Origin of the sequence: Natronomonas aquatica, assembly GCF_024449025.1 — an archaeon.
In the GTDB taxonomy this organism is placed as follows: Archaea; Halobacteriota; Halobacteria; order Halobacteriales; family Haloarculaceae; genus Natronomonas; species Natronomonas aquatica.
The window spans coordinates 36,028-49,481 of sequence record NZ_JAHLKM010000014.1 but is presented as its reverse complement, the minus strand read 5'-3'; the positions used below and the strand labels follow the sequence as shown (position 1 = coordinate 49,481).

Here is a 13,454-nt window from a genome sequence, read left to right as displayed (position 1 = left end):
CCAAACTGATAAGACGCGCGTGACCGGAGAGACGGCATGGCCCATCGTCTCGACGAGATCGATAGGCGGATCATCCATGCACTGATGGACGACGCCCGGAACACCTCGGCGCCGATGATCGCCGATGACCTGAACGTCTCGGCCGGGACGGTTCGAAACCGGATCGATCGGCTCGAGGAGGAAGGCGTCATCCAGGGATACGCCGCGACGATCGACTTCGAGCGGGCGGACGGACGGTTGACCTCGCTGTATATGTGTACGGTTCCAGCAGCGGATCGGGAGCGACTCGCGCTCGCGGCACGGTCGATCCCCGGAGTCATAAACGTCCGGATCCTGATGGCCGGACGGCGGGATCTCCACGTCGTCGCCGTCGGCGAGGATACGGAGGATCTGCGGTCGATCGCTCGGTCGCTATCCGAACTGGACATCCGGATCGAGGACGAGGAACTTCTCCAGACCGAGATCCGGAGCCCCTACGCCCCTTTCGGACCGGACGGGTCCGAACGAGCCTCGGGGGCGACGGATGTCGTCACGCTCGCCGACGGAGCCGAAGTGATCGAGGTCGGAGTCGCCGAAAACGCACCGATCGTCGGCTACTCGGTTCCGGACGCCAGACGCGACGGACTGCTTCCCGAAACGTCGGTCGTCGTCTCGATAGAGCGGGATGGCGGGATAATCCAGCCCGACGAGGAAACGACAATCGAGGGCGAAGACGTGGTGACGCTTCTCCCCCGCGATTCGTCGCGGAGCGATGTCATAGAGGCCTTTATCGGCCGAGAGCAGTAATCCACCCGTGATGAGTGCGAACCTGCGGCCGCGGCGGGGGCGGATATCGAGCAGGGACGAACCGATCGTCGGTCCGCTGGACTGAGAGCGGGCGAACCGAATCGACGCGTACGCCCGGGAGAAACGGAGTGATATTCTGAATGCTTATTTTTTGCCACCCCAAATTACTGATTGCGAAATTTATTCATTATACATGTACTATATACCGGTGATGGTCGGACAGGACCTCGATCGGAGTCTCGGGCTCTACCCGGTGATGATGATAAGTATGGGCGCGATGATCGGAAGCGGGATTTTCGTTCTACCGGCGCTTGGGTACAAAAAGGCGGGGCTGACAGTGATTCTCGCTTATCTTTTGGCCGCGATCGTCGTCTTGCCCGCGGCGCTCTCGAAGGCGGAGATGGCGACGGCGATGCCCGAATCCGGCGGTACGTACCTCTATATAGATCGAGCGCTGGGACCGCTCTTCGGGACGATCGCCGGAATCGGCGCCTGGTTTTCGCTCACATTTAAGAGTTCCTTCGCGCTCGTCGGCCTCGGGGCGTACCTGTTGCTTTTGATCCCGATCTCACAGGGGACGATCACGTTCGTCGCGCTCGGGCTCGGGACGTTGGTCGTCGGGTTGAACGTTTCGGGGACGAAGCTCAGCGGTCAGATACAGGCAGTCATCGTTTCGATCGTACTGGTCGGACTCTTCGCCTACACGCTCGATGCCACCCGTACGATCGAGACCGGACAGTTCACACCGTTTTTCACCGGCGAAGAGATCGATATCGTCACCGCGGCCGCGTTCGTGTTCGTTTCGTACGCGGGCGTTACAAAGATCGCAAGCATCGCCGAGGAAGTAAAAAACCCCGGCCGGAACCTCCCGCGTGCGATGATCGGTTCGCTCGTGGTCATGGCCGTCATCTATATCGCCGTCGTGGGTGCCGTCATCGGACTGAGCGATCCCGAAACGCTCACCCACGGCGGCCCGGAGGGCACCGCATCACTCACGCCGATGGCCGACGGGGCCGAAGCGCTGTTCGGCGGTTTCGGCGTCGCTATCGTTTCGATACTCGCGATCGTCGCGCTCACCAGCATGGGTAACGCCGGCGTGATGTCCTCGTCACGGTTCCCGCTCGCGATGAGTCGTGACGATCTCCTCCCGCCGGTGCTCGGGCGGATCGACGATCGCTTCACGACGCCCCGGAACTCGATCCTGCTCACCGGCGTCGTTCTACTCGGGTTGATCGTGTTCGTCCCCGTGATCGAGCTGGCAAAGCTCGCCAGCGCGTTCCAGATACTCGTTTTTTCGATCATCAACCTCGCGTTGATCGCCTTCCGCGAGGCGGGGGACTCCTCCTACGATCCGGAGTTCGTGGCCCCGGGCTACCCGTACGTTCAGATCTTCGGCTTCCTCGCCGGCGTCGGATTGCTCACACAGATGGGGACAGTTCCGATGGTCGGCGCCGTCGGGATCATCACGGGCAGCGCGGCGATCTACCTGCTCTATGGGCGCCCCAGAACCGACAGGACCGGCGCGATCGGGACGATCCGTTCCCGGGGCGACGAACGCGCCGAGGACGCGCCACCGACAGAGACCGACTGAGAGGGTGGCGTCGATCGCGCCTCTAGTAGTCCCGCCGGACGACGATGACTGGGTCGCCGGTCTCGGCGCGGATACGGTCCGGGAGCGTTCCGAAGATCCGGTCGGCGAGACGGGACTCCGCCTCGTACATCACCACCGCATCGTAATCGGAGGCGGCCCGGAGAATCTCGTCGTCGTGGCTGCCGCCATCGCTCAAACGCGTCTCGATCCGTTCGGAATCAAATCCCGAGGAGACGATCCCCTCGCGCGTTTTCTCGAGGATCGTCCGACCCCGTTCGTGGTCTTCGCCGCCCTCGACGACGTGAAATAGCGTAATCCCGCTCGCTGCATCTTCACAGAGGACATCGACGAATCGGGGGAGCCGATCGAACTCCGCGATGTCCGGAAGCGGGACCAGAATCCGGTCGATGCGCTCGGTCGGGGCCGGAGTCAACTCCGCGGTACAGTCCTGTTCTCTCATTACTCGATCGATGGTTCCGGCTCGGTCCTTGCCGAACACCAATCGGGTCTGAACCGACGCTCCGGCATCGACGAACGGCTGCCGGAGTGTCTCGAGTTGTTCTGTCGCTTCCGCTTCGAACTGCTCGCGGGCCGTCGAAGCCGGCGTCTGCTCGGGAACTTCGTAGTGGCCGAGCAGTACGATATCCAGCGATGCCAGCTTCTCGACGAGAACCGGCGAGATCGTTTCTGGATCCGGAAGTGCGAACGAAACCAGGAGTCGCTCGGTCATATATACCATTTAGACCCGGTGTAAAAAAGCGTGAGCCCCGTAGCAAACTCTCTCGGGTAAATTCCGTGAGTTCGTCGTTATGTGTGCGGTTCACAACATCAAGCAGTCTCTAACACCGTGAGTCAGACGTCGAAGACGCCGACCTGCTCGCCCGGGAGCTCCGTTTCGTTGCCCCGTATCCGGCTCGAGCGGGCCAGCAGGTATCCATCGGCGGGGCTCTCGTCCTCCGGGTGGGCGTCCTGGACCCACAGGGTGTACCCCTGTGGGCTCGCGCTCCGGGCCCACTCGCGGGCCAGCGCTTTCGACTCGAAGGTGCGGTGTCGCCCTTCGGCGACGATCCACGCGCCGACCGCCCGGCTGACCCGGCGCGCGGAGGGTTTCGCGGCGACCACGTATCCCTCGTCCATACCGACTCCAGAACCGTCGAGGCGAAAAGCTTTGGTTCTGCTCGGCCGTTCTACGATCGATGCCACACGAGGCGACCGTCCACGGCCTCGGGATCAGCGTCGAGGAGGAACGCATCGAGGGAACACCCGACGAGGGGACGCCTACCGACGGGACTCCGGTCGTCGTTTTGCGCGCCGACGACCGGGCCGTACCGATCTTCATCAGCGCCGATCAGGCGAAATCGATCTCTCACGCCATGGAGGGCGAACCCTTCGAGCGCCCGCTCACCCACGATCTCCTCGTCGAGATGCTCACCGAGTTCGGCGGCGCGGTCGATCGAGTCCGGATCGACGGGCTCGCGAATAACACCTTCCTGGCGAAGATCGACGCCGAACAGTACGTCGCCGGGGAGCGCTCGAAGATAACGTTCGACGCCCGTCCGAGCGACGCGATCGCGATCGCCCTCCGGGTCGAGTGCCCCATCCTCCTCGAAGATGCCGTCCTCGAGATGGCCGGGCGGTCACCCGACGCCTTCGAACTCCGGTAGCTACCGGTGGGTCTCGACCGACGCCGCCGCGTCGCGTTCGATCGCGACCCAGGCGTCGTCGGTCGTCACGTCGGCGATGATGAACGCCGACTCCCCGTCACAGTAATCGTAGGCCCCCTGGACCCGTTCCGATCCGTCCCACGTCCCGCCGCGAGGATCGTCGCCCATACGTAACTGTAGGATCGCGTGCGTAAATACTCTTTCGAATCTGTGTTCTATTTGGTCAATTATGGAATCAAACGTTTGGATATATCCTTGTTTGGGTTGGATACGTCGGTCTATATAGATATAATTATCCAAACGTCACTCTTCGTACCGCTCCTTTGCCGACTCGAACCCGAACTCGGCCCGCTCCTTCGATCGCCGCCCCTCCGCGGTCGCGATCGCCTCCGGGTCCGGCGAGGCGTCGTCGTCGATCCGGGCCCACGAGTCGTGTACCTTCGCGTGACACCACCGACAAAGCGAGACCGTGATCTCGTGGGACAGTTCCTTCCGGCCGTCGTCGGCGTACTCGAGGTGGTGTTCCTCTAACAGCGGGCGCGTCTCCTCGGTCGCGAGCCGTCGCTCCTCGAGCCCACACCGGCGGCACTCCCGCGAGTGTCCCCGATCGCGGAAGTGCGGACAGTCGGCCCACGTCCACTCGCCTTCGGGATCGGCCGCCGGACACCGGAGCCCGTCCTCGCGGCGTTCCCGGGCGAACTCGGGGTCGTGGGATCCGTGTTCGGCCGCATACCGGCACCGACCGTCGTCGGTGAGGTGATCGCACCGCTCGACGACGGCGTAGGGGTCCTCGACGCCGACCGACGTTCCACGTGGCGTCTTCTCCATGCCCGACGTTGGTGTTCGGGGCCCCTCATCCTGTCGGCTGTCGCCCCGGTCGGTCACCCCGACCCGACAAATATCAGATAAAAAGGATTTACCGTGAATGGTATTATTATAGAAATAAATAAGTACGAGCATAAAAGAGCAATAAATCGTTCCCGACGGATTATCGGGATATCGGGCCCGACACGCGGCGGTTGTTCGGAGGCACGACGATCCGTCGCCGTCGTACGTTTTTGTTCGATCCGATCTGATCGTCTGAGCCAGTCGAACGCCGTGGAACCGGGATTTCGAGCGTCGCCATCGTTGTCGGCCGGTCCATCTTCGGCGGCGGTCCCGACGGTCGTGCGGTTCGTCTCGCTTTCCCGTCGAAACGCCTGTCTACGCTCTGTGAACGGGCCTTTGGCGGTCGGACGTTCGGACGGAGTCGTCCCCCGGGAGGCGATACCGCGATCTGTATCGGCGTTCGCGCCTGCTGTGTAAATATATCGTTTATATGTACTATATACAAAATTGACATAACTGTCTCAGGCGGGACCAACCCACCTTCCTTTCGGCCCGGACGGCAGTCCACACCGAGCCCGGCCTTTGGGGTCTGTCGCTCCACGGCGGGGCCGTTGTTTATTAGCTCTCGGTCTGAACCGCCGGTATGAACGTCGAACTGGACCGGGATCGGTTCGTGGAGACGATGCGGTATCAGGCACAGATCGGTGCGACCGAAGACGGCGGCCTTCACCGCCTGACGCTCTCGGATGCGGACAGGGAGATACGCGATTGGTTCGCCGAACAGATGGAGGCCGAGGGACTCGGTATCACGATCGACGAGTTCGGCAACATGTTCGGATACCGCGAGGGGACCGATCCGGACGCGGGGACCGTCCTCGTGGGTTCACACCTCGATTCACAGCCCTACGGGGGCATCTACGACGGACAGCTCGGGACGGTCGCGGCTCTCGAGCTCGTTCGGACGCTGAACGAGGCGGACATCGAGACGAAACACCCAATCGAGATCGTCAACTGGACCAACGAGGAGGGATCGCGATTCCAGCCCGCGATGCAGGGTTCCGGGGTGTGGGCGGGCGAACACGAACTCGCCGAGGAGTACGCCAGGACCGACGCGGACGGGAACGTCTTCGAGGACGAACTCGAACGGATCGGCTACAAGGGCGACACGCCGGCGGAGCCACAGAGAGAGTACGAAGCCGGCCTCGAACTCCACATCGAGCAGGGGCCGTACCTCGAGGAGAACGGCAAGGACGTCGGCGTCGTGACCGGCGTCGTCGGCTTCACGTGGGGCGAGATCACGTTCCGCGGGGAGGCCGATCACTCCGGCCCGACGCCGATGCACCACCGCCGGGACGCGCTGGTCGCCGCGGCGGACGTCATCACCCAGATCCGCCGGCTCCCGGACGCGCTCGGCGAGCGCACCGTCGGGACGACCGGCCACATCGACGCCGGGCCCAACTCGATCAACATTATCCCCGAGACGGTCTCGTTCACCTGGGATCTGCGCGACCCCGAGACCGCGGTCATCGACGAAGCCCGCGAACGCGTCCTCGCGGAGGCCGAGCGGGCGGCAACGCGGGAAGGGATCGAGTGGGAGTACACCGACCGCCACCGGACGGACCCGGTCCAGTTTTCCGAACAGTGTATCGACGCCGTCCGGGACGCGGCCGACAGCCTCGGCTACGACAGCATGGAGATGGTCAGCGGCGCGGGCCACGACGCCGTCCACGTGGCGAAAGAGATGGACACGTCGATGGTGTTTGCGGTTTCGGAAGGCGGCAAAAGCCACAACGAATCGGAGTTCACGAGCTGGGACGACTGCTATGCGGCCGCGAACACGCTGACGAACGCCGCGGTGAGCCTCGCGACTGCCGATCGGTGACGGACGTCCTCCGAGTTGCTCTCCCGACGTCTCTCGCATCGAACGGCTCCGGGAGTCGAGGCTGTCCGGGTTGACTGGCCGTCTCCGGTCCGATGTCGCCACGGCGGGGGCGGTTCGCTATACCATCGTAATCGACACGTCTGCGAGCGCTGTTTTATCGAGCGGTACGATTTTATTTAAGAATCGACTATCAGATCAGAATAAATGATGATACATGTACTTACAATACGTATTTAAGATTATATATGCAATTCTTGCGACATAGTGCGTCGTTGTGCTATTATCGAGTGGGAAAATACACAAACAGTGGTAACACTGTTTGATTAAATCTGCTGGCGCGGCTGATCGGACGATACCAACGGTTGCCGCTTCCGAGGTTTGAATCCCGATCGGCTGCCACATATGCTGTTATAATCCATTTAGAAATACATTTATATACTTTCGAACGCTTTTGCTGGATATGTTCGAAGTACTGCTGCATACAGGCACAGAACATTCAAACCTCACGCTGACCGTCCTTTCGAGTCTCCTCGCTTTGGTTGTAGGCGTCGGTATCGGAACCTACAGCGGGACGTTCCGCAAGCTGGTGCGTACTGTTACTGACGAATAGAACGGGTACTCAGGCCGTTTTTCGTGCTACGAAGGCAGGATACATCCTAATATTGCGGCCCGATGCTCTCCGAGATTCATCGAAACGTTCGCCGCGGCGACGGGTGCAGAGAGCGATCAAAACGACCACTGTAACGTGGATCCCGCTTTTGAGACGATCCGACCGCAGTACTTCCCGGATGGACTTCCGACTACAGGCGTGTCAGTCCCCGAAATCGTTTCTGAAGGAATACTCCTCGTTAAGCAAACACCGAGAGTAGTGGCCCTCCTCAATCTCGTAGAACTCCGGATCCGTTCTGCTGCACTCATCGAACGCCTTTGGACACCGCGTTCGGAAGGCACACCCGGACGGTACGTTTTCGGGATCCGGTATCTCGCCTTCGAGATCGATCCGATCCGGTTTGAGGTCGTCGTCCTCGCTCTTTATTATAGGTATCGAGGAGAGTAACGCGCGGGTATATGGGTGCTGGGGATCGGAGAAAATCGCGTCGACATCGCCGACTTCGACCAGTTTACCCAGATACATGATCCCGATCCAATCGGCAACGTCCTTTATGACCGAGAGGTTATGTGTGATGTGGAAGTACGTGATGTTCTCCTCTTCCTGTAGATCTTTCAGTAGTGTCAGGACTCTCGCCTGAACGCTGGCGTCTAGCGCACTGGTCGGTTCGTCCAGAATGATCAGTTCGGGATCGACGGACAGCGCCCGTGCGATACTGACCCGCTGTTTCTGCCCTCCCGACAGTTCGTTCGGGTACTTGTATTTGTATTCCAGCGGTAGCCCGACCGCCTCCAGAAGGGTATCGACCCGCTCGGTCCTCTCTTTTTTTGTCCCGATCGAGTGAATATTCAGCGGCTTCGCGATTATCTTTCTGATCTTTTTGCGGGGATTGAGACTCGATCCCGGATCCTGATACACTATCTGTACCTTCTGCCGGAACTTCCGGAGTTCGTCTGCGGGTAGATCCAGGACGTCGGTCCCGTCGATCCTGATCTCACCACTGGTTGGTTCTTCTATTCGGGAGAGGCACTTGCCGGTCGTTGACTTCCCGCACCCCGATTCCCCGACGAGCCCGAAGGTACTTCCCTCCGGGATGGCGAAGCTTATCCCGTCCACCGCTTTTATTTTCTTCTTGTCGAATATACCACCTGCACTATAGTGCTTTTTCAGGTGTCTGACCCGCACTAGAGGATCCTTCCGCAGCAGATATTCGTGCGGGTCGCCAGACGGGTGTTTCTCGTGTGCTACGTCCGCGTGAGTGATCTCGTTAACCATTTTTGTGTTCCTTGTGCGTTTAATCCGCTCGTTTCTGTTCCGTTCTCCAGGGTGGTGGACCGATGTACGGCTCGTCGGTATCGTCGGCCGAACGGCCGCCTGTGTCCTGTTTGTATAGATGGCATGCGACGGATTGACCCTGATCGAGGGTCCGCTCGCCCGGATGGACTCCCCTGCATGCCGCTTCCGAAAACTCACACCGATCCGCGAATCTGCACTCCGCCTCGACGTCGACATAACTCGGTATAGATCCCTCCGACCCTTCCCCGATTCCCGTCGAGAGCGACGGAACGCTCTCCAGAAGTGTCCTCGTGTACGGATGCATGGGAGTATCGAATATCACGTCGGTCGGGGATCGTTCTACGACCTGGCCGGCGTACATCACGGTCACCCTGTCGCTCACTTCGTGTGCCACACCCAGGTCGTGTGTGATGTATATCACGCTAGTGTCCCGGTTATCGACGATATCTTTCAGTATCTCCAGTATCTTCTTTTCAGTCGTCACGTCGAGTGCCGTTCCCGGTTCGTCGGCGATGAGAAGATCGGGATCGGCGAGCAACGCCATCCCGATCAGGATTCGCTGTCTCATACCGCCGGAGAGTTCGCTCGGATAGCTCGATAGGACACGTTCAGGCGATGAAATCTGGACTTCGTTCAGTACTTCTCTTGCACGTTCCCTCGCCTTCTTCCGTTCCGCACCGTTCCTCGTGAGCTTGTGCTTTAGATAATCGATGGGGCTCTTCTCACCCCCTCCGAACAGGAGTATATCGGTCATCTGCTCCCCTATCGTGAAGACGGGATTCAGGGAACTCATCGGATCTTGCATAATTATGCTTATGTTTTCTCCCCGGAGCGTGCTCCGCTCGTCGACGCTTGGAGAATACACGACCTCGTCTTTGAATTTCATTTCGCCGCTCGTTCGAGCGGCCGGAACCAGATCCAAGATGAGCTCGGTTGTCAGACTCTTTCCACAGCCGGTCTCTCCGACCAGTGCCATCGCCTCCCCTTCATGAATGGTCAGATCGATACCATCGAGTACGTTAGCGGTCCCCTCGTACGTCTTGAAGCTTGCTTTCAGGTCGTTGATCTCGAGGATTGGATTACTCATTTACATCTACCTCCACGTCGAACACGTCACGCAATCCGTCACCCAACAGATTGAACCCGTACACCGTGTATGCGATCGCGAGGCCGGGGAGCGTCGAGACCCACCACGACGTGAGTACGAAGTCTCTACCCTGGGCAACCATCACGCCCCAATCCGGCGTCGGGGGTTGGGTTCCCAGACCGAGAAAGCCCAGACCGGCTGCCAGCAGAATAATGAACCCTGCATCGATGGTGGCCTTGACGAGTACCGGCGTGATGATGTTTGGGAGAATCTCTTTGACTGCCGTATTGTACCAGGGTGACCCCAGCGCGCGATCGGCCTCTACGAACTCCTCCTCTTTGATCGAGTTCACCTCCCCTTGCACCAGTCGACAGTACAGCGTCCACCAATACACGGAGACCGCAACCATCGATATGTACAGGTTCGGCTCGAGTAACCCCGCGACCACCATCGCCAGCACCAGCGCCGGGATCGACATGAAGGTGTCCGCCGTCCTCATTATGATAACCTTCGTGATCCCACCCTTCATTCCGGCTACCAGTCCCAGTGTCCCGCCTACCGAAATAGAGAGTGTGAGCGCGATGGTCATCATCTGCAACGAGATTCGTGCGCCGTAGAGGACTCTCGAGAAGATGTCCCGTCCGCTATCGTCGGTCCCCATGAGGTGCTCCGTGCTGGGTTCGGCGAGCCGGTTATCGTTGTCGACCGAGCCTACTCCCCCCTCGGCGTGCTGTGGATACGGGGCTATGTATGGCGCGAATATCGCGGCGAAAATCACGGACACCACGATGAGCGTCCCGACCACGGTTAGCGTGTTTGCCGTGAACCTCGACCAAAGCCGTTTGAGATTGTCTATCTGTTCTTCTCGTTCGCTTGACATTTCTGAGTTCAGTATCCCGGACATATTACGCCTCCAACCGTATCCTCGGGTCCAGATACCCGTACAGCATATCGACGATAGCGCTCGAAATGAGGTACGTAACTCCCAGTACCAACACGACGCCGACGATCGCGTTGTAATCGAGACGGACGATAGACGCCAGCGTGTATCTCCCGATCCCGTCGATGTTGAAGATCAACTCGACGAACGTTGCCCCCGAAAGCATCCCGCCGATCCTGAATCCCAGGACGGTCAACGTGCTACTGAACGCGTTCTTCAACATGTATTTATACGCGATCATCCATTCGGGTATCCCCTGAGATCGCCCGGTCATTATGTAATCTGCCCGTGAGATTTCGATCATCTCCGAACGGACTAATCTTGTCACCTGCGAGAACGTGGAGAATCCCAGGGCTGTCGCAGGGAGGATGAGATGCCAGACCGCGTCAGTAAACTTATCAAAGTTTCCTGCGATCAAACTGTCGATGGTGTAAAACCCGGTCACATGTGCGGGAGCAGCACCCGAGATTCTCCCCGTCAGTGGGAACAACCCGAGCCAGGAGACCAAGACCACCTGAAAGGTGATGGCGAGCCAGAACCTCGGAAACGCGATGCCCGACAGCGCCACGAACCGAGAGAAGTGATCCGGGAGCCGATCCTTGTTCAACCCCGCGACGATCCCGAACGGGATCCCGAGCAGTACCGCCACGGTAAAGCCCAACGCGATCAGTTCCAGCGTCGCGGGGAGTTTCTCTATGATATCGACGGCGACATCGTTGCCGGTTCGCGTTGATTCCCCCAGTGATCCGTTGAAGATGTCCTGAACGAAACCGATATACTGCATATGGAGCGGCTCATCCAGCCGTAGCTCCTCACGATACTCCTGGTACACCTCCTCCGACGCCCCCGGGCCGATAGCTGTCCGGGCTGGATCCGACGGGATGAAACGTACCAGTGTGAAAATCAGGATGCTCAACCCAACGAGTGTCAGGACGACCTGCGGGATTCGCAAGAGTACGAATTTTTTATACGAGGCCATTATCTAATACGTTCCTCCATTTGTACGTGCAACCCGTTCTCATTCGTACAGTAAGTCGTTTGAGTACATTGTTATATAAATCGAACGGATGCCACAATACCGGACCGATACTTCGCGGTATATTACCTCTCTTTTCTGTCGGGTCTGGCTTCGGGGACCGTGACCGGTGGAGTTCGTAGATCAGTCCCGAGTCGCAGTTCTATCTCTCTCCCGTTTTGTCGTCCGCTTTCTCCGTGAAAACGTGGAAACACGCATCCGTATACCGTTCCGGTTCGGTTCTGAAATTGATAATTTGGATATATTTGGGTCTTGTTCTGGAATATGACCACTTACAATAAATTTAAGTACAAATATGTAGACGGTTCAACCGTGTCATCGAACGTAGTAGATACGATAATCGCCGGCGGTACGCTCGTCCATCCTGACCGAACGGTACGTTCCTCGATCGCGATCGACGACGGGACGATCGTATCGATCGGGAACGAGGGATCGTTGCCCGATACGGAGAGACGGATCGATGCGACCGACAAACTCGTGATGCCCGGTATGGTCGACCCACACGTTCACGCACACGATGAAACCCGGGCGCTCGACTCGTACGAAACAGCCACCAAAGCCGCCGCACTCGGTGGTATCACGACCTTCATTAATTTCGCCTGGGAGGGTTGGGAAGGCGAGGATAGCCCATACGACCCCGATACGACAATACTCACCGGGATCGAACGACAACGAACCGCCGGAGAGGAGGAGGCGGTCATCGATTTCGGCGTCCACGCAGTACTCGTCAACGAGACGCAATCAAACCTAGACCACATCGAAGACGCCGTACATACCGGTGTCTCGTCATTCAAAGTGTTCACCGCCTACGAGATCGGCCTCTCGAACGGGTTTATCGATCAGGTGTTGGGACGCATCGGCGAACTCGGCGCGGTCGGGGTCTTTCACACCGAGGATCAGTCGGTCTGTGATCAGCTGACGGAGAAACTACGGAGGGAAAACCGGGGTGCTCCCGAGGACTATCCGGATTCCCGACCCGACTACACGGAGGCGATGGCTGCCGACGACATCGCGCGCATGGCTCAAGAGGCGGGCGCTCAGTATTACGGCGTCCACACGACCAGCCGAATGGCGGCCGACGTACTCGAACGGTACCAGGAGGACGGAAGCGAAATACGTGCGGAAACCTGTACTCACTACACGGTACATGACGACTCCATCTACGGATCGCTGGGGAACCTCCCGCTGATGGCTCCTCCGATACGCAGTCCCGACGACGTCGAGGCCATGTTCGAACACCTCCGAGGGGGAGCATTAAGCGTCGTCTCGACCGATCACAGTTCGTATAAAAAAGAGAGCAAGCAGGTCGATAACTGGTGGGACTGTGATACCTTCGGCGTCAATTCGCTCCAGAGGAGCCTCCCCGTGTTTCACGATGAGGCCGTCGTCGAACGCGGGTTCTCCTATCCCGACCTCGTCCGCGTCATGTCGACGAACCCCGCCCGGACGTTCGGGCTGTCGAACAAGGGCTCTCTCGATCCGGGTACGGACGCGGATATCATCGTTTTCGACCCCTCACGCACCCACACGATCTCCGCCGCTGACAACGCCGCTGTGTCCGACTTTTCGATCTACGAGGGTGCCGACGTGACCGGTTGGGTCGAAAAGACGTTCGTTCGAGGGCGACTCGTCGCCGACGACGGTGAGATCGTCGCCGATCCCGGACACGGTGAGTTCATAGAGCGCGAACTCCCCGAGTGGGAGAACTCCCAACAGCCCCTTCGTGGATAACGA

14 protein-coding genes are annotated in these 13,454 nt (G+C 59.2%); 6 read left to right on the top strand and 8 right to left on the bottom strand.

Annotation, left to right across the window (positions count from 1 at the left end; all coding sequences use genetic code 11):
• Positions 1-36 precede the first annotated feature (36 nt).
• Together KM295_RS10830 and KM295_RS10825 are read left to right on the top strand one after the other, a co-directional pair.
• Positions 37-786, top strand: a complete 750-nt coding sequence (locus tag KM295_RS10830; RefSeq protein WP_256029969.1) for an Lrp/AsnC family transcriptional regulator — start codon at positions 37-39, stop codon at positions 784-786.
• A gap of 211 nt (positions 787-997) precedes the next feature.
• Positions 998-2,377 (top strand): APC family permease, encoded by a 1,380-nt coding sequence (locus KM295_RS10825; protein WP_256029968.1) that lies wholly within the window; start codon positions 998-1,000, stop codon positions 2,375-2,377.
• A gap of 22 nt (positions 2,378-2,399) precedes the next feature.
• On the opposite strand, the gene KM295_RS10820 is transcribed toward KM295_RS10825, so the two are convergent.
• Together KM295_RS10820 and KM295_RS10815 are read right to left on the bottom strand one after the other, a co-directional pair.
• Positions 2,400-3,107 carry a universal stress protein gene (locus KM295_RS10820; RefSeq protein WP_256029967.1) on the bottom strand — a complete coding sequence of 236 codons (708 nt, stop codon included), beginning with the start codon at positions 3,105-3,107 and terminating at the stop codon, positions 2,400-2,402.
• A gap of 122 nt (positions 3,108-3,229) precedes the next feature.
• Positions 3,230-3,514 (bottom strand): DUF8081 domain-containing protein, encoded by a 285-nt coding sequence (locus KM295_RS10815; protein WP_256029966.1) that lies wholly within the window; start codon positions 3,512-3,514, stop codon positions 3,230-3,232.
• A 59-nt stretch (positions 3,515-3,573) separates the two neighbouring features.
• Here KM295_RS10815 and KM295_RS10810 point away from each other — a divergent pair, with 59 nt between their 5' ends.
• A complete protein-coding gene (locus KM295_RS10810) occupies positions 3,574-4,041 on the top strand; it encodes a bifunctional nuclease family protein (protein ID WP_256029965.1) in 468 nt (155 codons plus the stop codon).
• On the opposite strand, the gene KM295_RS10805 is transcribed toward KM295_RS10810, so the two are convergent.
• Together KM295_RS10805 and KM295_RS10800 are read right to left on the bottom strand one after the other, a co-directional pair.
• Positions 4,042-4,209, bottom strand: a complete 168-nt coding sequence (locus tag KM295_RS10805; RefSeq protein WP_256029964.1) for a DUF7556 family protein — start codon at positions 4,207-4,209, stop codon at positions 4,042-4,044.
• A 135-nt stretch (positions 4,210-4,344) separates the two neighbouring features.
• Complete coding sequence (locus KM295_RS10800) at positions 4,345-4,869, bottom strand: DUF7097 family protein (protein WP_256029963.1); 525 nt, start codon at positions 4,867-4,869, stop codon at positions 4,345-4,347.
• Between the two features lie 643 nt (positions 4,870-5,512).
• On the opposite strand from KM295_RS10800, the gene KM295_RS10795 reads away from it, so the two are divergent.
• Together KM295_RS10795 and KM295_RS10790 are read left to right on the top strand one after the other, a co-directional pair.
• Positions 5,513-6,751, top strand: coding sequence for a Zn-dependent hydrolase (locus KM295_RS10795; protein ID WP_256029962.1), 1,239 nt, complete (start codon positions 5,513-5,515; stop codon positions 6,749-6,751).
• A 460-nt stretch (positions 6,752-7,211) separates the two neighbouring features.
• On the top strand, positions 7,212-7,361 hold the full coding sequence (locus KM295_RS10790) for a hypothetical protein (RefSeq protein ID WP_256029961.1): 150 nt from the start codon (positions 7,212-7,214) through the stop codon (positions 7,359-7,361).
• Between the two features lie 201 nt (positions 7,362-7,562).
• On the opposite strand, the gene KM295_RS10785 is transcribed toward KM295_RS10790, so the two are convergent.
• From KM295_RS10785 to KM295_RS10770, 4 genes are read right to left on the bottom strand one after another with little or no spacing between them, the layout of a single operon-like run.
• Positions 7,563-8,636, bottom strand: a complete 1,074-nt coding sequence (locus KM295_RS10785) for an ABC transporter ATP-binding protein (protein ID WP_256029960.1) — start codon at positions 8,634-8,636, stop codon at positions 7,563-7,565.
• Between the two features lie 19 nt (positions 8,637-8,655).
• A complete protein-coding gene (locus tag KM295_RS10780; RefSeq protein WP_256029959.1) occupies positions 8,656-9,744 on the bottom strand; it encodes an ABC transporter ATP-binding protein in 1,089 nt (362 codons plus the stop codon).
• Positions 9,737-10,624 carry an ABC transporter permease gene (locus KM295_RS10775; protein ID WP_256029958.1) on the bottom strand — a complete coding sequence of 296 codons (888 nt, stop codon included), beginning with the start codon at positions 10,622-10,624 and terminating at the stop codon, positions 9,737-9,739. The genes KM295_RS10780 and KM295_RS10775 overlap by 8 nt, the downstream gene beginning before the upstream one ends.
• Before the next feature lie 25 nt (positions 10,625-10,649).
• Positions 10,650-11,663, bottom strand: a complete 1,014-nt coding sequence (locus KM295_RS10770; RefSeq protein ID WP_256029957.1) for an ABC transporter permease — start codon at positions 11,661-11,663, stop codon at positions 10,650-10,652.
• A 369-nt stretch (positions 11,664-12,032) separates the two neighbouring features.
• On the opposite strand from KM295_RS10770, the gene KM295_RS10765 reads away from it, so the two are divergent.
• Positions 12,033-13,451 (top strand): dihydroorotase, encoded by a 1,419-nt coding sequence (locus KM295_RS10765; RefSeq protein WP_256029956.1) that lies wholly within the window; start codon positions 12,033-12,035, stop codon positions 13,449-13,451.
• Positions 13,452-13,454 lie beyond the last annotated feature (3 nt).